This window comes from Pedobacter rhodius (assembly GCF_027213645.1).
Classification (GTDB): Bacteria; Bacteroidota; Bacteroidia; order Sphingobacteriales; family Sphingobacteriaceae; genus Pedobacter; species Pedobacter rhodius.
In genome coordinates this window covers 43198-67626 of sequence record NZ_JAPWGL010000002.1, presented here as the reverse complement: position 1 = coordinate 67626, position 24429 = coordinate 43198, and the positions used below count along the sequence as shown (strand labels likewise).

28 protein-coding genes are annotated in these 24429 nt (G+C 36.4%); 7 read left to right on the top strand and 21 right to left on the bottom strand.

All coding sequences use genetic code 11. The annotated features are described in order from the left end of the window. Window positions 1-215: 215 nt before the first annotated feature. The 5 genes from O0931_RS05830 to O0931_RS05810 form a co-directional block, all read right to left on the bottom strand. The gene (locus O0931_RS05830; RefSeq protein WP_269414626.1) at window positions 216-428 is read right to left on the bottom strand and encodes a hypothetical protein; all 213 of its coding nucleotides are present in this window, start codon (window positions 426-428) and stop codon (window positions 216-218) included. A gap of 48 nt (window positions 429-476) precedes the next feature. Further along, window positions 477-854: an SRPBCC domain-containing protein gene (locus tag O0931_RS05825; RefSeq protein WP_269414625.1), complete on the bottom strand. Its 378-nt coding sequence runs from the start codon at window positions 852-854 to the stop codon at window positions 477-479. 187 nt (window positions 855-1041) lie between these two features. Continuing rightward, window positions 1042-1287, bottom strand: a complete 246-nt coding sequence (locus O0931_RS05820) for a GxxExxY protein (protein WP_331283620.1) — start codon at window positions 1285-1287, stop codon at window positions 1042-1044. Between the two features lie 41 nt (window positions 1288-1328). Then, the gene (locus O0931_RS05815) at window positions 1329-1400 is read right to left on the bottom strand and encodes a GxxExxY protein (RefSeq protein WP_269415427.1); all 72 of its coding nucleotides are present in this window, start codon (window positions 1398-1400) and stop codon (window positions 1329-1331) included. Between the two features lie 247 nt (window positions 1401-1647). Then, complete coding sequence (locus tag O0931_RS05810; protein WP_269414624.1) at window positions 1648-2838, bottom strand: acyl-CoA dehydrogenase family protein; 1191 nt, start codon at window positions 2836-2838, stop codon at window positions 1648-1650. 111 nt (window positions 2839-2949) lie between these two features. Between O0931_RS05810 and folB the strand changes: the two genes are divergently transcribed. Together folB and O0931_RS05800 are read left to right on the top strand one after the other, a co-directional pair. After that, window positions 2950-3318: a dihydroneopterin aldolase gene (gene folB / locus O0931_RS05805; RefSeq protein ID WP_269414623.1), complete on the top strand. Its 369-nt coding sequence runs from the start codon at window positions 2950-2952 to the stop codon at window positions 3316-3318. A 2-nt stretch (window positions 3319-3320) separates the two neighbouring features. Then, a complete protein-coding gene (locus O0931_RS05800; protein WP_269414622.1) occupies window positions 3321-4736 on the top strand; it encodes an FAD-binding oxidoreductase in 1416 nt (471 codons plus the stop codon). Between the two features lie 80 nt (window positions 4737-4816). On the opposite strand, the gene O0931_RS05795 is transcribed toward O0931_RS05800, so the two are convergent. Then, on the bottom strand, window positions 4817-5305 hold the full coding sequence (locus tag O0931_RS05795; protein ID WP_269414621.1) for an acyl-CoA thioesterase: 489 nt from the start codon (window positions 5303-5305) through the stop codon (window positions 4817-4819). A gap of 68 nt (window positions 5306-5373) precedes the next feature. Between O0931_RS05795 and O0931_RS05790 the strand changes: the two genes are divergently transcribed. After that, window positions 5374-5808, top strand: coding sequence for an Hsp20/alpha crystallin family protein (locus O0931_RS05790; protein ID WP_269414620.1), 435 nt, complete (start codon window positions 5374-5376; stop codon window positions 5806-5808). 264 nt (window positions 5809-6072) lie between these two features. Then, window positions 6073-7389: a nicotinamide mononucleotide adenylyltransferase gene (locus tag O0931_RS05785; protein WP_269414619.1), complete on the top strand. Its 1317-nt coding sequence runs from the start codon at window positions 6073-6075 to the stop codon at window positions 7387-7389. A 2-nt stretch (window positions 7390-7391) separates the two neighbouring features. Here the strand turns inward: O0931_RS05785 and O0931_RS05780 are convergent, their stop codons facing one another. The 10 genes from O0931_RS05780 to O0931_RS05735 form a co-directional block, all read right to left on the bottom strand. Beyond that, window positions 7392-7673 carry a Txe/YoeB family addiction module toxin gene (locus tag O0931_RS05780; RefSeq protein ID WP_269414618.1) on the bottom strand — a complete coding sequence of 94 codons (282 nt, stop codon included), beginning with the start codon at window positions 7671-7673 and terminating at the stop codon, window positions 7392-7394. Continuing rightward, window positions 7655-7864 carry a DUF2683 family protein gene (locus tag O0931_RS05775; RefSeq protein WP_269414617.1) on the bottom strand — a complete coding sequence of 70 codons (210 nt, stop codon included), beginning with the start codon at window positions 7862-7864 and terminating at the stop codon, window positions 7655-7657. The genes O0931_RS05780 and O0931_RS05775 overlap by 19 nt, the downstream gene beginning before the upstream one ends. 27 nt (window positions 7865-7891) lie before the next feature. Beyond that, complete coding sequence (locus O0931_RS05770; protein ID WP_269414616.1) at window positions 7892-8590, bottom strand: LytR/AlgR family response regulator transcription factor; 699 nt, start codon at window positions 8588-8590, stop codon at window positions 7892-7894. After that, complete coding sequence (locus O0931_RS05765) at window positions 8587-9630, bottom strand: sensor histidine kinase (RefSeq protein WP_269414615.1); 1044 nt, start codon at window positions 9628-9630, stop codon at window positions 8587-8589. The genes O0931_RS05770 and O0931_RS05765 overlap by 4 nt, the downstream gene beginning before the upstream one ends. A 138-nt stretch (window positions 9631-9768) precedes the next feature. Next, window positions 9769-10992, bottom strand: a complete 1224-nt coding sequence (locus tag O0931_RS05760) for an ABC transporter permease (protein ID WP_269414614.1) — start codon at window positions 10990-10992, stop codon at window positions 9769-9771. A gap of 11 nt (window positions 10993-11003) precedes the next feature. Next, window positions 11004-11750 (bottom strand): ABC transporter ATP-binding protein, encoded by a 747-nt coding sequence (locus O0931_RS05755; protein WP_269414613.1) that lies wholly within the window; start codon window positions 11748-11750, stop codon window positions 11004-11006. Further along, a complete protein-coding gene (locus tag O0931_RS05750; protein ID WP_269414612.1) occupies window positions 11750-12943 on the bottom strand; it encodes an efflux RND transporter periplasmic adaptor subunit in 1194 nt (397 codons plus the stop codon). Before O0931_RS05750 ends, O0931_RS05755 begins: the two co-directional genes overlap by 1 nt. Before the next feature lie 45 nt (window positions 12944-12988). Beyond that, complete coding sequence (locus O0931_RS05745; protein ID WP_269414611.1) at window positions 12989-14284, bottom strand: TolC family protein; 1296 nt, start codon at window positions 14282-14284, stop codon at window positions 12989-12991. Between the two features lie 244 nt (window positions 14285-14528). Then, a complete protein-coding gene (locus O0931_RS05740) occupies window positions 14529-15551 on the bottom strand; it encodes a S66 peptidase family protein (RefSeq protein WP_269414610.1) in 1023 nt (340 codons plus the stop codon). A gap of 529 nt (window positions 15552-16080) precedes the next feature. After that, window positions 16081-16242 (bottom strand): hypothetical protein, encoded by a 162-nt coding sequence (locus tag O0931_RS05735; RefSeq protein WP_269414609.1) that lies wholly within the window; start codon window positions 16240-16242, stop codon window positions 16081-16083. A 347-nt stretch (window positions 16243-16589) separates the two neighbouring features. On the opposite strand from O0931_RS05735, the gene O0931_RS05730 reads away from it, so the two are divergent. Continuing rightward, entirely contained in the window at window positions 16590-17888 is a 1299-nt protein-coding gene (locus O0931_RS05730) for a DEAD/DEAH box helicase (protein WP_269414608.1), read from the top strand. Between the two features lie 111 nt (window positions 17889-17999). On the opposite strand, the gene O0931_RS05725 is transcribed toward O0931_RS05730, so the two are convergent. The 4 genes from O0931_RS05725 to O0931_RS05710 form a co-directional block, all read right to left on the bottom strand. After that, a complete protein-coding gene (locus O0931_RS05725) occupies window positions 18000-19280 on the bottom strand; it encodes an OmpA family protein (RefSeq protein ID WP_269414607.1) in 1281 nt (426 codons plus the stop codon). A 225-nt stretch (window positions 19281-19505) separates the two neighbouring features. After that, window positions 19506-20168 carry a YdeI/OmpD-associated family protein gene (locus O0931_RS05720; protein ID WP_269414606.1) on the bottom strand — a complete coding sequence of 221 codons (663 nt, stop codon included), beginning with the start codon at window positions 20166-20168 and terminating at the stop codon, window positions 19506-19508. Between the two features lie 12 nt (window positions 20169-20180). Further along, on the bottom strand, window positions 20181-20711 hold the full coding sequence (locus O0931_RS05715; RefSeq protein WP_269414605.1) for an RNA methyltransferase: 531 nt from the start codon (window positions 20709-20711) through the stop codon (window positions 20181-20183). 150 nt (window positions 20712-20861) lie between these two features. Then, window positions 20862-22013, bottom strand: a complete 1152-nt coding sequence (locus O0931_RS05710) for a galactokinase (RefSeq protein ID WP_269414604.1) — start codon at window positions 22011-22013, stop codon at window positions 20862-20864. A 64-nt stretch (window positions 22014-22077) separates the two neighbouring features. Here O0931_RS05710 and O0931_RS05705 point away from each other — a divergent pair, with 64 nt between their 5' ends. Beyond that, window positions 22078-23127, top strand: a complete 1050-nt coding sequence (locus tag O0931_RS05705) for an aldose epimerase family protein (protein WP_269414603.1) — start codon at window positions 22078-22080, stop codon at window positions 23125-23127. A 2-nt stretch (window positions 23128-23129) separates the two neighbouring features. Then, the gene (locus O0931_RS05700; RefSeq protein ID WP_269414602.1) at window positions 23130-23525 is read left to right on the top strand and encodes a DUF1398 domain-containing protein; all 396 of its coding nucleotides are present in this window, start codon (window positions 23130-23132) and stop codon (window positions 23523-23525) included. A 40-nt stretch (window positions 23526-23565) separates the two neighbouring features. On the opposite strand, the gene O0931_RS05695 is transcribed toward O0931_RS05700, so the two are convergent. Then, complete coding sequence (locus tag O0931_RS05695) at window positions 23566-24426, bottom strand: nucleoside phosphorylase (protein ID WP_269414601.1); 861 nt, start codon at window positions 24424-24426, stop codon at window positions 23566-23568. Window positions 24427-24429: the final 3 nt, after the last annotated feature.

Sequence of the window (24429 nt, the reverse complement as noted above, 5' to 3'; positions counted from 1 at the left end):
TGATACGATAGCTATCGTATCAGCACAGGCTTCGTGGTCTATTAAAAGACTTTTTTTAAGGTCTTCATTTCTTCAACAGAAGCGTTGGATTATGCTATGGTATAAAATCTGCATACTGCAATCAAGAATTTTTTTTTACCGTAACATCATTAATTTACAGCAAGGAAGATTGTTTAATTGGCCGGAAAGCTTCTTAGAAATGATGGCCTATAATATTATTTCCTCTTCGACGCTACAAATACAAAAACACCCGCTACTAAAATTATCCCACCAGCATAAGGCGGCCAGTTCACGGATTTTTCTTTATCAGCCGATATTTGAATCGGACCGGCATCAACAATTTTTTCTTTTTTGGTATAAGTGAAGCCAGTCCAAACCAGCATTGCAATTCCAACAATGATTAATATTAGTCCTAAGGTCTTGTTCATGATTTTGTATATTGATTAAAATCTAAACAGCAGGAGTAACTTTATGTTTTATTCGTCAAAGAAATCGATTAAGCCACCGATAAAATATTCTTCTATTCCCTCTGTAAAATCCTTATAGTCTTCTTCAGGAATATTGGTTTGTTTAAACTCTAATGACGTTCCTTTTTTATCTTCGTGAAGCTTGATTGTAACAATTGATGGTTCAGCATCTTCGCCAAAATACCAATGTTGTACAATTTTTTTGTTGGTTTCAAATTCGATATTTTTGCCAACGATATCACCATCCCAAAAAGAAAATTCTGTTCCAGGTTTTTCTTCAAATTCTACCTCAGCGCCAGTCCAGAGTTTAATGCTGATGTCTTTTGTAAGTGCTAAATAAACTTCTTCGGGTGTGGCTGGTATGTAGGTGTATTTTTTATAATCCATTCTGTATCATGATTTTCAGGATTTAGGGATTCTCAGGATTATAGTTCATGAAAATAAAATCCAATAATTTTATATTTTTTATTATTAAGGATAAACTATTCATATTCAACAAAGATTTTAAGATAATATTTCAAGAAAATTCAATCGGTATTTAATTAATACTTTGAAAGCATTATCACCAAAATTCTTAAATCTTATTCAATCCTGATCTATACTTATTAATAGCAGGATTGTAAATCTTTTTAAATTGTAAACTTGTCGCCCTAAAATTAATTAATAATCCGATATTGAAATTATAAGCGACCACATAATTTTTGGCCTGAGCTAAATGGTGATTTTCTAAATTTACACAAGCTTTAAGTTCAACTGTCAACAATTTCTCAACAACAAAATCTGCTCTGCGTTTACCAACAATTAAACCATCATAAAAAATCTCCTGTTCTACTTCTCTTTTAAATTTTATTCCGGCTTTTTCTAATCAATAGCCAAGCATCGTTGATAGATAACTTCTTGAAAACCATTCCCCAAAATGTTATGAACTTTCATGGCGCAGCCATTTATCCGATAAGTTAAATCTTCAATATCCATTTTATCTAAATTAATGGAATGAAAAACGACAACAACAGGGACTCCGGATTTCAGGATTTAAGGCTTTTGAAGATGATAGTTTTAAAAATCTAGCCTGAAAATATTTTTACTATTATTAAACTACTAAATTATAAATTATTACTGTTTTTACTACTTGATATCAAGCCCTATCATGAACATCCTTAAATCTTTATAATCCTGCTCCTTATTTAAAAGCATTTAACCCTGTTACATCCATCCCGGTAATCAACAAATGAATATCGTGAGTGCCCTCATATGTGACAACAGATTCTAAGTTCATCATGTGGCGCATAATTGAGTATTCGCCTGTAATGCCCATTCCGCCAAGCATCTGGCGGGCATTTCTGGCTATATTCAATGCAATTTCAACACTATTTCTTTTTGCCATTGATATCTGTTCGGAGGTAGCCCGGTTCTCACTTTTGAGTACGCCTAAACGCCAAACCAAAAGCTGACCTTTGGTAATTTCTGTAACCATTTCGGCAAGTTTCTTCTGTTGTAATTGAAAGCCTCCGATTGGTTTTCCAAACTGGATTCTTTCTTTTGAGTAACGTAATGCTGTATCGTAACAATCCATCGCCGCACCTAAAGCACCCCAGGCAATTCCATAGCGGGCTTGGTTTAAACAACCTAAAGGACCTTTTAATCCGCTGATTTCCGGAAAAATATTTTCCTTTGGAATTTGAACATTATCAAAAACCAGTTCACCGGTGGCTGATGCCCGCAAACTCCATTTGTTATGTGTTTCAGGCGTAGAAAACCCATCCATTCCACGTTCAACAACCATTCCACGTATTTTCCCAGATTCATCTTTCGCCCAAACCACAGCAATATCTGCAAAAGGAGCATTGCTAATCCACATTTTGGCACCATTCAAAATATAATGTGAACCGGCGTCCTTAATATTGGTTACCATCCCGCCGGGATTTGAGCCATGGTCGGGTTCCGTTAAGCCAAAGCAACCCATCATTTCGCCGCTGGCTAACTTTGGTAAATATTTTTTGCGCTGGTCTTCACTCCCATAGACATAAATCGGGTACATAACCAATGAGCCCTGAACAGAGGCCGTTGAACGGATGCCCGAATCGCCGCGCTCAATTTCCTGCATTAAGATTCCATAAGCCGTATAATCCAATCCTGCGCCGCCATATTCTACCGGTATAGTTGGTCCGAAAGCGCCAATATCAGCCAAGCCTTTTATTAAATGTTTTGGAAATTCAGCTCTTTGAGCGTAGTCTTCAATAATCGGACTCACTTCTTTTTTAACCCATTCCCTCGCTGTTGAGCGAATTAACTTATGCTCATCGGTTAACAATTCATCTAATAAATAGTAATCTGGCGCCTCGTACAGGTCTTTTTTTACTGATTTGCTCATCTAATCGTATTATCTGGTTAAGAAATCGCGTTCATTTCAAAGGTAACAATTTACGACAAGGGGCATGATATTCGTGAATAAAAATTTAATTTTGCGGCATACAAAACAGACATGAGTCAATTCAAACAAACCGTAGCCTTAAAAGATGTAAAATGCTTTGCCTTGCACGGTTATTATCCAGAAGAGCAACTAATTGGAAATCATTTTGTTATTGATTTAGAAACAGTATTTACTCCTCAAAGCTTCGATGATGAACTTGCTCAAACCGTAAATTATGAAGATTTGAACACGATTATCCAACAGGAAATGAAAAATACACAAAAACTCTTAGAAACGGTTCTGAACAATATTATTTCAAAAGTCATCGAACTTTATCCTTTCGTGGAAACCGTAAATGTTAGTATGAAGAAATTAAATCCACCAATGCCAGGGCAAATCGGGCATTCATTTGTTAAATTATCCTATACACCAGCCAAGTAGAAATGAACTTCACCAAAATAAATTCAGAGATTTTAGCAGAAATTAAATCCGCTTTAGGCGAAGAAAAAGTGTTTACGGATACGGAAAGCTTAGCTAATTACAGTCATGATGAAACGGAAGATTTACATTACCAGCCTGAAGTTGTGGTTAAACCAACCTCGCCAGATGACATTTCGGCTTTAATGAAAATCTGTAATGCGCACAACGTTCCCGTTACCCCTCGTGGTGGTGGAACAGGTTTGAGCGGCGCAGCTTTGCCTATTTACGGCGGAATTTCATTATCTATGGAAAAATTCAAATCGATTATAGAAATAGATACGGAAAACCTTCAGGCAACTGTTGAACCTGGCGTAATTACAGAGGAATTTATTAACGCTGTTGCCGAAAAGGGACTGCTTTATCCGGTTGATCCAAGTAGCAAAGGTTCTTGTTTTATTGGCGGTAATGTGGCGCATGGTTCTGGCGGACCACGGGTTGTAAAATACGGAACCATTCGCGAATACATTTTAAATCTGGAAGTTGTTTTGCCAAATGGCGATATTATCTGGACGGGCGCCAATACTTTGAAATATGCATCTGGGTATAATTTAACACAGTTGATGATAGGCTCGGAAGGCACTTTGGGTGTCATTACAAAAATCGTAACCAAGCTCTTGCCAAAACCAAGTCAATCTGTTTTGATGATGGGTTCGTTTAGCACAAATGAAAATGCTTGTGCAGCTGTTTCAGCGATTTTTAGAGCAGGTGTAACACCGTCAGCACTGGAATTTATGGAGCGAAAAGGAGTGGAGTGGGTAATTAAATTCGATGACATAAAATTCGATTTAAAGGATGATGTTGCTGCCTTATTAATGATTGAATTTGATGGTGATGATTTGGACGACATCTTCAAAAACTGTGAAAAAACGAATATCGTTTTAGAAGAACACAATTGTACAGAAGTTTTATTCGCTGATACGGCATCGCAAAAGGAAGAGTTATGGCGTATGCGCCGCACGATGGCCGAATCCGTAAAATCCAATTCGGTTTATAAAGAAGAAGATACAGTTGTGCCTCGTGCGGCTCTACCTAAATTAATTAATGGAATTAAAGAGATTGGCTCTAAATATGGTTTTGAAAGTGTTTGTTATGGTCACGCAGGTGACGGAAATCTCCATGTAAATATTATCAAAGCCGGAATGAGTGATGAAGATTGGAAAGATAAGCTCAAATTTGGCATCGCTGAAATATTTGAACTCACAACTGCTTTGGGTGGAACTTTATCGGGAGAACATGGAATCGGTTTGGTTCAAAAAGAATTCATGCCAATTAAATATTCCGAAATACATTTGAACCTAATGCGGGGCATTAAAAATGTTTTCGACCCGAACGGGATTTTAAACCCAGGGAAGATAATGCCCAACCCCCCAACACCCTAAAGGGGAGTTGTCTTCATTTCGGTTATACGAGGTTTGGGAAAAAGGCTTTAGTAATCTCGCCTGCTTTCCCCCTTTGGGGGCTAGGGGGTTAACTGCTCAAAACCTAACATTTTTTGCTTTTCAGACTCCGGAATGGCTGTGGGTCTGTTTGTTGAGTAGTCAACAGCAATACAAACCGTTTTTCCTTTACTGCAAATTACTTCTTCACTTCCTTTTATTTTTACGATTTGATAGTCCAAATCAAAGCTGGTATTTCCTATTCTTGAAGTTTTTACATGAACCGCAATCTTATCATTCATTACAATAGGTAAAATATAATCCAATTCTGCATGGGCTATTACAATTCCTGTTTTCTTCCAATCCCATTTTATAATCTCTTCCCAATATTTAGTTCTGGCGATTTCTAAGTAGGTAAAGTATACTGAATTATTTACGTGTCCCATCATATCGAAATCTATAAAGCGCAAATGAATATTCGTTTTATAGTTGAATTTGTCTGAAAATTCCCGAATATCTGTCAATTTGTCTTTAGATTTAGAAATACTTTGCCATAATGTCTTAAAAATCATAAATATTTGGTTTGGTATATAAGTTGAATAAAGGTTAATATCAAATTAAAAAATAAAAAATTAGAGATATGACACTAGTAAATTTTAACAACAGAACCCGCAACACAGCTCCTTACTTTAACAATGTTTTTGATTCATTGTTTAGCGATGCAGTAACTAAAAACAAAATGGTTGATAAATCGCCGAACGTAAATATCTATGAAAACGAAACTGCTTATATTATAGAGTTGGCTGCGCCAGGTTTAAAGAAGGAAGATTTTCAAATCAACTTAAAAAAAGATACACTTTCTGTTTGGGCAGAAGTAAAAAAAGACGAAACCCAGGTAGCTAAAGATTTTACGCGTAAAGAATTTGATTACAGCTCATTTGCAAGGTCATTTAATTTACCTGATACTGCTGATGGCGATAAAATTACTGCTGAATATAAAGACGGTATTTTAAACATCAACATCAGTAAAAAAGACGATGCTAAATTACAACATAAAGAAATTGTGGTATCGTAATAAAAAATATTCTCGAAAGAGGGTTTTTCATAATAGTTTAGTTTTAGGAAAAGGTTATGAAGCTTGCAGCAGCTGAATAGTACGGTTAATTTGTCTGTTGGCTGCTGCAGGTTTCATAATAGTTTAAGTTTAGGTTTTATAAGGTTAGCATCGGATGATGCTAACCTTATTTTGTTTTGGTGAATCGGGGTGTCGAACTTTGGCACTTCAAACAATGAACCAATTTACGAGTAAACTAATGAACGATTTTCGTACTTTTGCGGCATGGCACGAGAAATTCTGGATACTAAACGTAAAGCACTAAAAATAAATCTTGACCCTAGAATTTACGGTACTTTTGCCGAGATTGGCGCAGGGCAGGAAGTTTCCCGAAACTTTTTTAATGCAGGTGCAGCATCCGGAACGGTTGCCAAAACCATGTCGGCATACGATATGACTTTTAGTGATGCCATTTACGGCGCAGAATCTAACGGTCGTTACGTTTCCCAGAACAGGCTTTTACAAATGCTCGACCATGAATTTGGTTTACTTAACGAGCGATTATCTGGTGAAAAATATGAAAGCAGAACATTTTTCGCTTTTGCCGATACCGTTACAACCTTAAATTACAAACGTACAAATGAACCTCATGGCTGGGTTGGCATTCGCTTTCAGCATGAGCCGGGTGGTTTTCCTAATGAAATATTTTTTCACGTTCGGTTACTCGATACTGATGTAAACATGCAACAACGTGTGTTGGGAATTATCGGCGTAAACTTACTCTATGCGGCATTTTACCATTATCAGGATCCAAAATTAATGGTTGAATCTTTAGCTGATAACCTGACTATCGGTTCAGTGGAAATTGATTTGATTTCCGTTAAAGGCCCGGCTTTTCCTGAAGTAGACAATATCTTGCTTAATCTTTATATGATTATGAAAGATTTTTCTGCAGCTGCAATTTTCGACGCAGATGCACATCCCCGTCAGGCAAAAGATTTATTATACAAAAAGGATATCATGATTTTGAGGACCAAATACGGCCAGAAATCATTACCTAACTTTAACTTATTCAACAAAGCAACTGACCAGTTTAAACGAACAAACAAAGTTGAGGACGGAAATCTTGCTGTAATGATTGAGGTTTTATTAACTAATGTTTTAACCGATGATCAGGAGACACCTGACGATATTGATTTAGAGACTGTAGCGAAACGTACTCAGGAAATGTGCGATACAGGAAACATTGTTATTGTTTCAAACTTTACCCGTCATAATCGCCTTGCAAAATACTTAGCCCGTTGCAAACCCAAAAGTGTTGGCCTGGCAACAAATATCAACAACCTGAAATTTGTATTCAATTCAACAAATTTTAAAGGCGAAAACTATTCCGGCCAGTTATTAAGTTATGTGAATGATATGTTTAACACGAACGTTCGATTATTTGCTTATCCATTCTTAGATAAGAAGACAAACGAAGTTATCACAACTTCAAACATGCCAGTTACACCAGAGGCAAAGCCACTGTTCGATTTTCTTTTAATAAATGGATATATAACTGATATTAAGGATTATAGTGAGGATGAAGTAAAGACTGTTTAGGGTTATTTATCGCCATAATGACCTAATGCTGAGATTACTGTAACAGTTACAATTTCATCTTCAATTTGATAAATCATCCTGTTTTTCCTGTTAATTTGCCTCGACCATAAACCCGAGAATTCATATTTTAATTCTTCGGGATTTCCTATTCCAGTTTCAGGATGTTCTGATAACTCGATAAAAATTTGATTAATTCGTTTTATTGATGTTTTGTCGCCAGATTTATATTGAAAGGCTAAATCTTTTTTAGCTTGTTTTTCAACCTCTACAAAATACTTTCCCATATATTACTTGGGTCTTTAATTCGGGTAACATTTCCTTTTTTAACCTCAGCAAGACTCTTTTTTATTTTCGCTACAAATTCTGGGTCATAAGGACTTTCATCTTCCTTTTGAAAAGAAACATTCAAAGCTTTCAATACAGCTTCTATGGCTGCTTCTTGTTTTTTATTTTTAGGATGTGCGATTATAGTCATGACTCTAATTTACACAAAAATACTTAATTATTTAATCAACTTTTCAATCACATCTTTATAGCTTTCGCTGACAGGCAACTCTTTATCATTAACAAAGACTGCGTTTTTGCGGATTGAAGTGATTTTCTCCGTATTTACAATAAATGATTTGTGGATGCGCTCAAAGTTTTGGGGTAATTCTTCTTCCATGGCTTTCATACCCATTCGCACAACTGCTGCCTTCGGGCTAGTACTCAGGTGAATCTGAATATAGTCTTTTAAGCCTTCAACGTAGGTGATTTCAGAAAAGTTTATTTTCATCAAGCTGTAACCAACATTTACAAACATGTATGGCTGTTTTGGCGAATTGACCTGTAATGCAGATTGCTTTAGCTCGTATAAATCTTTAGCCTTGTTGCAGGCTTTCATAAAGCGGTCGATCGATACAGGTTTCACCAAATAATCGACCACATCTAATGCAAAACCGTCTAATGCATACTGTTTATAAGCCGTAACAATGATAACCATTGGTTTTTTAACCAGACTTTGAATGAATTGTAATCCTGTAATGCCAGGCATTTGGATGTCGATAAAAATTAAGTCTATCGATTGTTCCTGCATCATTTTATTTGCCATAAAAGCGTCGTCGCAACTGGCTACCAATTCTAAAAATGGAATTCTGCTAATATTATCAGCCAGTAATTGCAATGCTAAAGGCTCATCATCAATGGCTAAACATTTTATCATGTCGTTAATTTTAGAGTTAAGCTTACATCGAACCAACCTTCATTTTTATCGATAACTAATTGATGGTTATTGCGATAAAGCAAATTTAATCTTCTGCTCACGTTTGCCAGGCCAATGCCCGATGCTGCATCTTTAACTTCATTTTCATCAGGATTGAATTTATTTTTTACAATGAAAGTCAGTTTTTCATCTTTAGTTTTCAAATCCACAAAAATCTGCGGATTTTCAATCATTCCAACGCCGTGTTTAAAAGCATTTTCGATGAATGGAATCAGCAGCATCGGTTCAATTTCATCAAATTCACTATCCAACTCAATATTGGTTTCTATAGCTACTTTTATGCCAAACCGTTGCTTTTGTAAGTCTATATAAGCCTGAAGATATTCAGTTTCAGTTTTAATGGATACTTTTTCTTCGTCGGTTTCGTAAAGCATGTACTGCATCAAACCTGAAAGTTTCATCACCGTTGGTTCTAATTCATTGCTTTTCAGGCGAACAAGTGCAACAATATTATTCAATACATTAAAAATAAAATGAGGACTAATTTGTGAACGTAAAAACGAAAGTTCGGTTTTCATATTTTCCTGCTCGCGTTGCAATATTCTTTTTTCTTCGCTTATTCTATCTGATATCATTGTAAAAGCTGTGCTTGCCGCTATGGTAAGCAGAAAAGTTGGCGTGTTGAACCAAAGTGTTCTGCCTAAATTAAAATCTAAATCAGGCAATAGCGCGTGGAATAATAAGGAATGAATAGTTATGGCTGAAAGCAAACTTGTGAAGAAAAACAAACTATAAAGCAGGTATTTCTTTTTATAGAAAAATGACGGAATTAAAACTTGACTATTGAAATAAAAAATTGCTATCCAATAAAAATAACTGATGAAATTTAACCTTAAAAATTGAGTTTCCTCAAAATTTGTAAGCAAGCGGGGAGGACGACTTCTGTTTACATTAATGATATAAGGCAACGTGATTAAAACTACCCAAACCAATACATGGAATACGATTTTTGCCCACTTTTTAGAAAAGTTAACTGTCATTATTTTCTGTTTTGCACTTTGCATCGCTAAGTTATTATTTATTATGTTTTTAACAATATGTCGTCACATTGCTCCGATAACGATAGGATTGATTTCAGCAGCTCGCATAATGAAAACGGCATAATCCAAATAAACATGTTACTCGTATCTCAATGCATCAATTGGGTCTAAATTTGATGCTTTCTTAGCCGGGTAATAACCGAAGAAAACACCTGTAACGGCACATACAATAAAGGATATAACGATTGAGGATTCGGAGATTAAAACCGGCCAGTTTAAGAAGTAAGAAATAAGGTAAGCAGAACTTACACCCAAAATCACACCGATAACACCGCCCGTGATACTGATTAAGATCGCCTCTATTAAAAATTGCATTAAAACATCTTGTCCACGGGCCCCGATTGACATGCGCAAACCTATTTCCCTGGTGCGCTCAGTAACCGAAACGTACATAATATTCATAATTCCAATACCACCAATAAATAGTGAAATACCTGCAATAGCAGTTAACAAAACCGTTAACATACTACTTGTTGCGCTTATGGTACTGATTAATTCGGCTTGTGTACGTACCTGAAAATCATCACTTTCAGCTGGCGTTAAACGGTGACTCTCTCTAACGGCTGCAGAAATTTCTGTAGTTGCAGCATCACTTGTCGCCTCTGATGTAGCCGAGGCATAAATACTCTGCAAGTAATTGGTTGCAGTGATTCTTTTCTGAACAGTTGTGTAAGGTGCCACAACAATATCATCCTGATCTTGTCCAAAATTACTTTGCCCTTTAGGTTCCAAAACTCCGATAACCTGGAATGGAATGCTTTTAAATCGGATAATTTGCCCGATTGGATTACTTCCGTCAGGAAATAAGTTATCAATAACCGTTTGCCCTAAAATACAAACCTTGGCAAAACTTTTAACATCCCTTTCTGAAAACAGAATACCATCTTTAAGTTTTAACTGGCGGATATTCAAATAATCCGGACTAACACCCGTAATGGTTGTCGGCCAGTTGTAAGCACCTTTTATAGCTTGTCCGCTGGTAGAAACGACAGGCGACAGGCCGTTTATGTTTTTAGACTGCAGTTTTTCAATGGCTGTAATGTCTTCCATTTTTAAGGTCTGAATGCTGCTTCCCTGCAAACGAACGCCACCAGGTTCGTTGCTTTGTGGCATAATGGTAATTGTGTTCGAACCCATTCCGGAAAGCGAAGAACGAATGCTTTGTTTTGAGCCTTCTCCGATTGCCATCATCGCAATAACAGCGGCAACGCCGATGATGATACCTAACATAGTTAGAAAAGAACGTAGTTTATTTCGTTGGAGGGCTAAAAATGCAAGCCTTAGTAAATTAGTAATGGCCATGATTTCCTTAATTAATAATCATCCGATTCAGGCAAACTGGCCAGAGCCTCTTTTGCTGAACGTTGATTCGTGTTAATACTATCCTTTTGGATTTTTCCATCCCTTAACATAATGGTTCGGGTGCTAAAAGCCGCGATATCAGGCTCATGAGTTACGAAAACAATCGTTTTTCCCTCAGCATTTAACTCTTGCATTAGCGCCATAATCTCGTAAGATGTTCTGGTATCCAGGTTTCCCGTAGCCTCATCAGCTAAAATCATCACCGGGTGATTAACCAGAGCCCTTGCAATCGCCACACGTTGCTGCTGGCCACCTGAAAGTTGACTAGGCGTGTGGTCGAAACGCTCTGCAAGCTTTACAGATTCCAGTGATTTTATCGCCCTGTCTTTCCTTTCATCTGCAGAAATTGTTTTGTTATAGAATAGGGGCAGCTCTACATTTTCTAAAGCCGATGTTCTGGGTAAAAGGTTATACGCCTGAAATACAAAACCGATTTTTGTGTTTCTTAAACCCGCAAGTTCATCTCTGCTCAAATGCTTAACATCAACACCATCCAGGTAATAACTGCCGTCAGTCGGTTTATCCAAACAGCCTAAAATATTCAGTAAAGTGGTTTTACCCGAACCGCTACTACCCATAATGGTCACAAACTCACCAGCTTTAATATCGAAAGTAATGCCTTTCAATGCCCGAACAGTTTGGTCGCCCATTACAAATTCACGTTTTAAATCCTGTATGTCTAATATTTTCTGTTCCATTATTTCCTGTTATTTCTGCCTGGGCGTTTTGGCATAAACGGACTAGACTGACCCTGACTTGCCGCCGCAGATTTACCCATCGCCTGTGAACCTGTAACCACGATATCAGTTTTTGCCAATCCTTCTAAAACCTCTACATGTGTATTGTCGTTAATGCCAGTTTTAATCTTTTTCTGAACCAGCTCATTGGCGCTTTTTTGAACCCAAACATAAGCTTCGTTGGCGCCGGCTGGTTTCTTATCAGGATTAACCCAAGTCATTTTGTATTTAGCGTTCAATGTAGAATCAGGGCTATATTTGATTGCTTTCGCCGGAACTAACAATGCATTATTAACCTCTTTCGTAAAGATGGTAATGTTAGCCGTCATGCCAGGCTTTAGTTTGCTATCATCATTGGCAGTTTTAATGATGGTTTTATAAGTCACAACGTTCGATGAAATAGATGGACTCAACCTGATTTCCTGAATGGTGCCTTTAAAAGTATCATCCAAATAAGCATCAACCGTAAAAGTTGCCCGTTCACCTTTTGTAATGTTGCCTACATCAGCCTCATCTACTGATGCTTCGACCTGCATTTTTGTTAAATCTTTTGCAATGCTGAAAATGGTTGGTGTACTAAAACTTGCCGCAACCGTTGTACCCTCACTTACACTTCTGGAAAGCACTGTTCCATCAATCGGCGAGTAAATGCTCGCTAAAGAAAGGTTCTTTTGTGCCGAGGCCAGTTGTGCTTTAATACTGTTTACCGAAGCTTTCGCCGAATTATAAGTGTAAAGCGCATTGTCGTAATCAGCTTTGCTAACCGCTCCAACTTTATATAAATTGCTCTGGCGACTAAAGTTACCTTGCTGATAAATTAATGCACTTTGCGCACTCACCAGGTTGGCCTGGTATTGGTTAACAGATGCCTCGAACAATGTTTTATCCAATTCGGCCAATAACTGACCTTTTTTAACTTTTGAATTGAAATCTGCATATAAGGTTTTAATCGTTCCCGATACTTGTGTACCAACCGCAACAGTATCAACCGGTTGAACTTTTCCGGTCGCTGTTACATTTTCAGATATGTAACCTGTTGTTGGCTTTTCGGTTTCGAGCACGATAACCTGCTCTTTTTTGCGCAAGGCGAAATACCAAATCGCGAATACTGCTATTGCAACGCCGATGATAATAAATATGGTTTTCTTCTTCATGATTTGAATATTAAATTAATTTGGACATAGCCAATACGATGTATGTTAATTGGTTATAGGAACGCCTGTATAAAAATTATAGATTTTAGTATATAAACTTGCTGTATATTTCGCCTGAACAAAAGCTTGCAAAGCCTGCACATATAAATTCTTTTGCTGCAGGTTCTCTACGATGTTATTTGTTCCCTCTTTTAAGGCTGCATTCGAAATCCTGAGCGCCTCGCTGGTATATGTAAATTGTTCTTGAGCAGCCGCATATTGGCTGTTTGCGTTTTGTACATTGATGTATGCCTTCTCTACATTTTGTGTAAGCGTTGTTTTGGTGTCTAACAGAGATAGCCGGGCTTGTTCGATGTTAATATTTGCTTTGGCGACGTTAGTCTTTGTTACACGTCTATCAAAAATTGGAATTGATAAGGTTAAACCAAGGTTTTGGTAGAAACTATTGTTTAATTGATAGGTATAACTTCCCGGGCTATTGTTGCTATAACCCGTGTAAAGCGAACCACCTAAACTTAAACTTGGCCTCAATGTAGATTTGGCCTTTTGTAGTTCGGTAGCCTGAAGCTGAATATTCAGTTCACCACTTTTAACCTCCGGACGGGTTCTGAGCGCTTTATCTTGCGCCGATGCCAGATTGTCCAATACCTGTGGTGTTTGAACAGTATCTGTAGCGCTTACTTCAAAAGCCTCGGAAGTCGGAATTTGCAGTAATTGTTTTAATGTTAAGATATTCTGCTGCAGGGTGTTTTGAGCGGTAACTAATGTATATTTGTCGTTCGCATAAGTCGCTTGTAATTGCAAAAGGTCTTTCTTGGCTATGGTACCAAACTTAAATTGCTGTTCAGCCTGTTTCACTTGAGCTTCACTTGTTGTAAGCAAATCTTTTAAATATGTAATATTCTCTCTCGCCAGTAAAATGTTCAGATACGCCTGTGTTATCGAAATGGTGATGTCGTTTTTTGCAGCTTCAACCGAGAGATTCGCCGTTTGCAACGTCAATTCTTTGGCTTTAATGTCGTTTTTTAAATAGCTGCCATTGTATAGTGTTACATCAGAACTTAAACCAAAGCCACTTGTATTTTGTAAACCGGATTTATAGTTAGTTAAAGCTTGAGATACATTTCCGGTTAAATTCGGAAGGACAGCTGATTTAGATGCGATTAAATTTTGTTCAGCGGTTTGTGAACTAAGTTTTAACGTATTGATACTGATGTTTTTTTCTTTTGCATACTCAATGGCTGTTTTCAAATCCCAAACTTTCGGAACTTCCTGCGCCTTTGTTGCGTATGTAGCAACAAGCAAAATGAGTGCAATGAAATATTTAGTGTATTTGCTCATGGCGAATAAAATTTGTGTCTTTTCTTAGCTGTGGTACACAAAAATATATCCGCACATTTCATTTAACTATGAATTGAGACGAATGGGAAGAATGTTGAGATGAAAACCCGGAAGTTTTAGATAATTTATAAAAATTAAAATATTGCTGATGTAGTTTTCGGCAGAACAATTCTACCATATAATACATATAGAAACATGTAAGCTAAAATGTTCTTATATTTTTATGTGGTAAAATAAAAAGAAATTAAACACTTCTAAGTAAAGAACCGCTTTGGTTTACATCTAAAACATGATTTACACCACACTTTAAAGCGAAATTATTCCTTTGATGGCCAACAGGAAAATCGAATGCAATAGGGTAGTTGTATTCCGAAACCTTCTCCAGAACAATTTCGTAAATAGTTTTCCCAAATTCTTCACCTGCATCATCAGGCTTAACTTTGAAACCGCCAACGATTAAGCCTTTCAGGTTTTTTAATTTTCCGCTACGTTTCAAATTCCAAAGCATCCTGTCGATGCTGTAAAGATATTCGCTTGTATCTTCTATGAAGAGAATTTTATTTTTCGTGTCTAAATCAGAATTACTTCCGGCCAGGGTTTCAATGATGCTCAAATTACCACCAACTAAAATTCCGTCTACTTTTCCTGCTCGATTAAATGGATTAATGGGTCCTGCATAATCCATTTGTTCACCGGTTAGCGCATTTTTAATTGATAAAATGGTTTCCATCTGAATTTGTTCAGCTTTTGCCCAATCATCAGGAAAACTATTACACATCTTCGAATGAACCGATGCGATACCATAATTTTTGGCCAGATGACAATGTAAAACAGTAATATCACTAAAGCCTATAATCCATTTTGGTTTGCTTTTAAAAGCCGAAAAATCCAGTTTGTCAATTATCCGTACAAAACCATATCCACCACGGGCGCACATAATGGCTTTAATATTCGGATCATCCAGCATTTGCTGAAAGTCGGTTAATCTTTCTTCGTCCGTTCCGCCATAGGTAAAATCGCGTTTCCCAATGGTTTCACCAATTTTGATATTGAAACCCCAGCTTTGCATTTGCAAAACAGATGGTTGAATCTGATCCAGGGTAATGTATCCCGCCGGACTGGTTATTCCAATTGCATCGCCTTGCCTTAAATATGGGGGAATTTTAAAAGATGAACTTTCATTTTCTTCTGTATTGGCTAAAGTTTTAAATGCAGGAAGTACGCTTGCAGCAGCAATAAAGGAAGAAAGGAAATGTTTTCTGTTCATCTAAATGATGGGTGTTTATTCGTCTGGCTAATATATGATTTAAAAATTTCGCATAAAAGAAAAGGGATTTATATCCATAAATCCCTTTTTTAAACCAAACAAATTAATCTGTAAAAGATTAGTATAATGTGAATTATATAGATAACCGATAAGTAAATGAAATGTTTTGAGATTTGAAAAAAAATATTTTAGACTATTTGTCATTCTGAGTGTAGCGAAGAATCTGTTCATCAATTGAACGGAAGCGGAATAATGTAATAGCCCTAATAAAATATTAAATAGGTGCTGTGTTTCAACGGTTAGGGATTCTTCACTATGCTCAGAATAACAGCAAAAGTGAAGGCTATCCATCGCGGATAGCCTTTGCTAACAACAAAACAAATATAAGATAACCAAATCTTGCCTGATTTTGAGCAAAATCAGGTTTAAAGTGCTATGAGGTACACTTAGCGGCCTGGTAATGGATTCGAACCAATATATAAAAGTTTATGAAACTTCAACCTCCCAATCGGTCAACCGGCCGGATTTGTCAAACAGGCTTTAACGCTAAAAAATCTTTTAATTCTATGACCTCATCCTGATTTAGCTTGTCTTCACCCTCAGTCTTTTTACGATCAGCTTCTCCTATTTTTATAGGATGAGCAAGATTAGGATAATCATTTATTGCCGGATATTGAAAATAGATTGACATGATCTCTGCGTTTAATTGTATAACATATTTTTAGTTAATGATTAATGTTCAGCAAATATATAAATAAGTATATAATATCTATAGATTTAGTAGTGTTTAAATTGAAAAATAACATAACTATTTTATATTCAATTATTTAATTTTAATTCGTACCGTTATTTTTAACTAAATTTATACCTCATATGGTTAAATATGATTAAAAATGGCTTCGGTTTTTCATTTGAAATGGCTAATGTCACGTTTAAAGTATATAAGAATTAGGGAAGTTCATATACAGGCGTAAATTCAATTTCCGAAAAGCTAATTATTTTGAAGATATTTGCATTTTAAATATTAAAATAAGAAGTGTGTCATTAGAAAAATTAAAACTTAGTAAACCACTTGTAGCAGCCATGACTGATGCAGGATTTTTAACTCCAAAAGAAATCCAGGCCAGAACGATGTCGCGAATTTTAGGTGGTCAGGATGTTATAGCGGTAGGACCGGAGGGCTCGGGAAAAACAACAACTTACGTTTTAGCTACGCTAATGAAGCTAAAATATGCTTTTGAAGAGGCACCACGTGCTTTAATTTTAGTTCCCGATGCCGAACATGTTGACCATGTTATTGAACAGTTTAAGCTATTAAACCGCAACAGTACTTTCAGGATTTTAGGGATTGACAGCCGTGGTGCAGTTGAAACACAGATGAACGAGATTACCGATGGTTGTGATATCATTGTAGCCGTTCCGGATCGGGCTCGTGCCTTATACCTGAAACTCGCTTTAAATACCAACAAAATTCAGCTGTTTATTGTAGATAATGCTGAATTAATTGTTAAAAAAGGCCTGCAATTACCGGTTGTAGAATTAGCAAATAGTGCTTATAAATCGCAGCATGTTGTATTTACAGAGGTTTTGCATGAGAAACTGAACCATATGATTTCGCCGTTTATGAAAGATTCCAGTTCCATAATAGAAGTGGATGATATTGGCGAAAAACAAGCGGAGGTTTATCCGCAAATGCTTTATCAGGTTCCGAATTTCAGGACTAAGCTAAATCTCCTGACGTTATTATTGGATGATGCCGAATTTTTTGATAAGGTTGTTGTTTTTGTAAATACGAGATTGACCGCTCAAACCGTTTATAAAAATTTTAACCATTCTAAAGAAGGTGAAATCAGTATTTACCGTTCTCTGTTTTTTGATGATAAGGGCTACGATGATATCGAGGATTTCAAAGAAAATCCAGACGCACGGGTTTTAATTGTTGCCAATGAAAATTTGGGTGATTTAGATATTCAGGGAATTCCATTTATTCTCCATTTAGAATTACCAGAACAAAAAGAAACTTTAATTCAGCGTATCGTTAAAAATGGTAATGATGAAGTTGTTGCCATTACTTTTTCTACAGATATCGAACTGATTGAGGTTAAGAAAATAGAGCAGGCGATAGGGCAACGCATGGATGTGATGGAACTGCCTGAAGATTTGAAAGTTGTTGATGCTAATTCTAAACCCAGGAAAAAAAAGAAAGAGGAGGAAGAAGATGCATCTGAACGCGGTGCGGCTTTTCATGAAAAGAAAGCAAGTAATTTAAAGAACTATAACTACAGCGCCGGTACCAAAGCAAAAATGACCTACAAAAATAAAAAAGGATTGTCTTAACATATACAGTTCGTTATGCTGATTCGATAGCTACCGGATAATGAATGGAATAAGATAACAAAAAAGCTCCTGACTTTCATCAGGAGCTTTTCTATTTCCTTTTACTATCGACTAGTATAATGTAAATTCTACACGACGGTTTTGTTGACGACCGGCTGCAGTTTTGTTGGTTGCAATTGGTTGGTCAGGTCCGTAACCAGTTGCTTCAACTCTTGATGCGTTCACACCCTGAGATACTAAATAAGCTTTTACGGATTCAGCTCTGTCTTTCGATAAGCGTAAGTTCAACTCTCTGCCACCTGTATTATCTGTATGGCCGGCTAATTTTAAGCTGAAGTTTTTCTCTACTAAAAGGTTAGCAACCCTGTTTAAAGTAGCATAAGATTTAGCACGGATAGTTGATTTACCTAAATCAAACTCTAAGTTAGAAATTGCATCTTTAACAACTTTACGATCTTCTTCAGTAATTAATCTTGTTTCCTTAATCACTTCACGTTGAACTTTGATAGGACAGCCAGAACCATCTACAACTGTACCAGATACTGTTCCCGGGCATTTATCAAATTTATTTGCAACACCATCGCTATCATCATCACCTAAATCTTTTGCATATTGTGCTCTGTCGTTAGCCGCATTTTCTTCTGCAGTTGATAATGCTTTTCTCAATTCCGCACTTTCTTCAGCACTTTGTTTACGTAAATCAGCTATAGCGCTGTAATTTTGCAATTGTGAATTTTCTTTGTTTCCTAAAGCAAATTCTAAACCTGCGTGAGCATAAGAAAATCTGCTTTCGTTGTAAGCACCTTTAACAGTTGGAGATGATTTGATGAAGTTGATATCGTAACCTAAATCGATGTTGATGCCTTTAGCTACACCGAATTTAAATCCGACACCTGTTGGGATATACCAGCCTTCTCTGTCTGAAAAAACCTGCGTATTTCCAACCTGCGAATCAGACGACATATAACCGGCACCTGCTTTTACATATGGAATTAAAACTGCGTTTTCAGTATTTAAACTGAAGTTAGCAATGTTTAAAACAGCTGTTAACGACCCCGACCAGTTGATGCTATTTTTTTGTTCAATAGTACTGGTTGCATTTAATGTTTTAATCTCGCCGCGTAAAAAGTCAGCTTGTAAACCTAAGGCCGGTAAAATTTGCTTTTTAATAAAAGCACCATAACCTATACTTCTAAATTCATCAGCTTTAACACTTCCGCCGCCCAGGAAAGTATTTTGGCTAAGGATACCTCCGTGAGCACCGATGCTCCATGTTCTTAATGATTGCTTTCCAAATCTACCCGATGTAGTTGGTGTTTCTTGTGCAAATAATTGTGATGATAGGCCTAATAAGGCAATCAACATTGTTGATTTTGTAATTCTCGAATTCATTTTTTTTCTATTTGTAAATTTCAATCTTAAACAGCTTTTAAGTCATACTGTTTTGAGTCGAGTAAGAAAAAATCCTGCCAAAGGAGCGATCTGGCAGGCAAATATCAAGTAATCAATGAATTATAAGGGTTAAAAATATTTCAAAAATGTTACATAAAAGAAAAAAAATATCTAAAAAGTGTACTGTTTACAGTACAAAATAGCTTTGAATTTTATAAAATAAAATTATTTTACAGACGGATTTTTCTTGTTATTTAATAACATTTCTATAGCTTTTTCCACTCTGTTTAATCTGGTTTTTTCCTGCTTGGCAGTAAGAATCCATAATACATATTCTTTCTTATGGGAATAAGCTAAACCGTTAAAATATTGAAGTGCTACCGGATATTCGTGTAAACCTTTAGCCAAATCTTCCGGTAATTTAACGATTTTATTTTCGACATCAATGTAGTCTGCAAATTCATTATGCCTGATGTGATCATTTCTCAAGCCTGAAGGCTTAATATCATTGATAAATTTGAGTCTTAAAGCTGTCCAGATTTCATTTACGGCCGCAGACGCGCAAGGATTTAACCCATATACAGCTAACTCCTGCCAGGAACTCATCATATCTAAATCAGAATAAACTTTAGATGATTTTTTGGGCATAAAAACCCAGAAAATTGTTTTCGGATTTAGTTTATTTAAATGGTTTCGGATTTGACTGTCGAGTTGTTCTTTTAATGTAGAAAACGTAATTAATACATCAAATGAAGAATCATCACCATATTTTATAGTCATATCAGCCGGTATTTCACCAAAAATAGCTGCCGCATTTTCAGGCGCATCAACAACTTTGACAGTAAATCCAGGTTTTATTTGTAACTTCTTTAAGAGAAGGTTATCCATTTAAAAAATTAATTAAAGCTTCAGTTTAGCAAAGAAATCCCAAAGCACAATACCTGCGGAAATTACAATGTTGAATGAATGCTTAGTGCCGAATTGTGGAATTTCTATACATTCATCTATTTTGCCCATTACTTCTTCACTTACACCATCAACCTCATTTCCAAATATTAAAGCATACTTTTTAGCCGGGTCTGGTTTAAAAATATTTAACATAACACTTTTTTCTGCCTGTTCAATCGCTACAATTTCATAACCCGATTCCCTTAAATCTTCAATAGCTTTAACCGTATTGCCGTAATGAATCCAATCTACAGACTGGGTAGCGCCCAGTGCAGTTTTTTCTATCTCCCGATGTGGTGGTTGTGCGGTAATCCCGCACAAAATAACTTTTTCAAGTGCAAATCCGTCGGCAGTTCTGAATACCGAACCCACATTGTGCATACTTCTGACATTGTCTAAAACAACTACAACAGGCAGCTTTTCCTGCGCTTTAAATTCTTCAATATCAGGACGATTTAATTCATCTAATTTTAATTTTCTCATTGTATTGGTTAGCCACAGATTACCAGATTTTAAACATAAATAAATCTGCAAATCCGTGGCTAATATTTTCTATAAATTAATTAATTTTTGTAAGCCCAAATTACCGGATTTTAAATTAAATGAATCTGCAAATCTGTAGCTAAATATTTTTTATAACCTAACCGGACCGTTGCCAATTTCACTTACATAAATTTCTGCGGAGTAACCAATTCTTTCTACATAATAATCGGTAAGGCCCTTGGCAAAATCTTCTTCGAAACCTTTTTTCAGTAAGGCAATGGCACAACCGCCAAATCCTGCACCTGTCATTCGGGCACCAATAACATGCTCATAGCCTGAGCAAAAATCTACAACGGTATCCAGTTCTTTCCCGCTTACCTCATACAATTCTTTTAAAGATTGATGCGAAGCATACATCAGCCTGCCAAATTCTTCCAATGCACCTGAATTTAAGGCTTTTGCAGCTAAATGCACACGATCATTTTCTTTAACAACATGCGTTGCACGATTTAAAACAGTTTCATCTTTTATCAGATGATTATGCAACGCGAATTTTTCTGCAGTAAGCTCGCATAGATTATTTAATTTAATTTCTTCGTTCAGAAGTGTTAGAGCTGTCTGGCATTCCTGAACCCTTTCATTGTATTTAGAATCTGCCAGTTCCCGGGGTTTTTTGGTATTGATAATGGCAAGTACATAATTACCTAAATTTACGTCAACCATCTTATATTTCAATGATTCGCAATCTAAAACAATCGCTTTATCCTGTTCCCCAAAGGCAACGGCAAACTGATCCATTATACCCGAATTTAATCCGATAAAATCATTCTCCACCCGTTTTGCAATTTTTACTAAATCCAGCTTATCATAACCTAAGTTAAAATAGTGATTCAAGGCAAAAGCAGTTGCGATTTCTATAGAAGCAGAAGACGAGAGCCCTGAACCAATCGGAATATTTCCATAATAAAGAAAATCCAGTCCTGTAATTTCCTTCCCGTCTTTGATAAATTCGTTTATTACACCGATAGGATAATTTGCCCAAAGACTTCCGTTTTTTTCATGGATTTTATTGCTTTCAACCTCTGTTTGCGCATCAAAATTTAAGCTTTTAAATCGAAATTTATGATCAGCATTTGGTGCAATTGCAATCCAGGTTCCTAAAGTAATGGCACATGGCATAACTAAACCGCCATTATAATCGATGTGTTCGCCGATCAGATTAACCCGGCCTGGTGTAAAGTATACTGCATCAGCATTTTTATGATATTGCCCGGCAAATTTTTCCTCAAGTTTTAGCTTCATTTGGTTGAAAATATTTAAATAATGGTATGTTTGTTTTCAAAACAAAAGCCCTAAGTTACAATTTATGAGCGTTCAGCAAACACCTACAGGAAAAATTATTAATGGCGAAGAAGTTATTGCCATAGAACTTACTAATCGTAAAGGTACTTATGTAGAAATATTTAATTATGGCGCTATAATTAATAAATTCATTGTAAAAAACAGCCATGGAGCACCACAGGATATCGTATTGGGATTTGATAATGTGGAGCAATATTTCCATGAAGACTATTTAAAAAATAACCCGCACGTTGGTGCTGTAATTGGCCGTTATGCCAACCGGATAAAAGATGGCCGGTTCAGTATTGACGGAGAACAGTATCAATTGGTTAAAAATACGGGTACAGACTGTCTGCACGGCGGAGATATTGGTTTTGATAAAAAAGTTTGGGATATTGTAGAAGTCGGAACAGGCGAACAATCTTTTGTAATGCTTGAGTATGAGAGTGTAGATGGCGAAGAAGGCTTTCCCGGTAATTTAATTATTGGGTTAACCTTCGAGCTAACTGAAAATGATGAACTTATACTGAGCTATGAAGCCGAAACAGATAAAGCTACAGCCATCAATTTAACGCATCATGGTTATTTTAATTTAGCGCCGAACGGGGGAAAAATTGGCAAACATAAACAACAAATTTTTGCTTCTGATTACCTGGAACAAGATGAAAATTATTGTGTAACCGGAAAATTAATTCCGTTAGAAAATACACCTTTAGATTTTACAATAGCCAAAGAAATATCCAGGGATTGGAATCCGGAGGAGGGTTACGATCAAACCTTTGTTTTAGACAAAATATATGGAGACTTATCGCTGGCTTCTAAAACATTTGAAGAAGAAAGCGGTTTAACTTTAAGTGTATACACAACCGAACCTGTGGCACATTTATATACTTCGAAATATCTGAGCGTAAAAAATGGCAAGGGTGGAAGGGATTATGGTGCATATGAAGCATTTTGCATTGAAACACAGCATCATCCGAACGCGGTAAATATTGAAGAATTCCCATCAACAATTTTGCGTCCTGAAGATTTATATACGCAAACAACAATCTATAAAGTATCACTAAATAAATAATTATGTTTAACATAGAGGAAATTAAGGCAGCGGAATTGAATATTAAAACAGGGGCAGACTTTCCTCAGTTTATTAAAGTGATTAAGGGTTTAGGAATTGTCAGGAATGATGTTTACGTCGCTAATGGCTTATCGGTTTATTTTGACAGTGAAGATTATTCCGCACAGGTAAATCCAGATGGATATCCTGAATTAGTAATCAGTGATGAACCTTCTTCTGAAAAATTAAATCACGCTTTAAAAAATCATCAAAAAGGAGAAACAGATTATTTTACCTTTTGCAAGCAGGCTGCTGATGCAGGTGTTGAGAAATGGGTAATTGATTTAGAAGAAATGACCTGTACCTATTTAGATGCAGAACAAAACGAATTGGTAAAAGAAAATATTCCCAAGGTGTAAACTTTATTATGGAAAAGTCAGGACTTTTCCATAACATCGCTTAAATTCTTTCTAAAACCAACTTTATTGCCTGCTCTACAATTTTATCTGGTTCATTACTAAATTCGAATTTTACCCTACTGGCCAGAATGGCATTTATAGATAATGCATTATGGCCTAAAACCTTTGCCAAAGCATATATTCCGGCAGTTTCCATTTCTAAATTTGTAATTCGATTCTGATTACTTTTAAAACTATTTATCAGTCCGATGAAATTTGGAACTGCGTTTTTAGCACGAACCTGTCTGCCCTGAGGTGCGTAAAACCCGGGAGCAGTTATCGTAATTCCTTTAGCCATATCTTTACCGATTGTATTTAACAGGTTATCAGCCGCTGCTGTTAAATATGGATTGATATTTTTCAAATGACCAAAATGACTTTTTATGTCATCAAGCAGGCTTCGTTCATCGCCGGATAAATCATGAATATAATAATTCATTAATGCATCCATGCCTAAACCGAAAGATGAAGCCAGAATGGTTCCCATCGGAATATCAGGCTGTACTGCGCCCGAAGTGCCTATGCGGATGATATTAAGTGAGGTAAGGTCTTTTTTGATAGTTCTTGTTTCAAAATCGATGTTTACAAGCGCGTCCAGTTCATTAAAAACAATATCAATATTATCGGTACCAATACCTGTTGAAAGTACAGTAACACGCTTTTTACCAACCAAACCAGTATGCGTTATAAACTCCCGCTTACCTTTTTTAAACTCAATGTTATCGAAATATTTACTCACTTCGCCAACACGGTCCGGGTCGCCGACCGTGATGACCGTATCCGCCACATCGCCGGGTAAAAGATTTAAATGATAAACACTTCCGTCAGGATTGATAATTAAATCGCTTTCTGCTATTTTCATAAT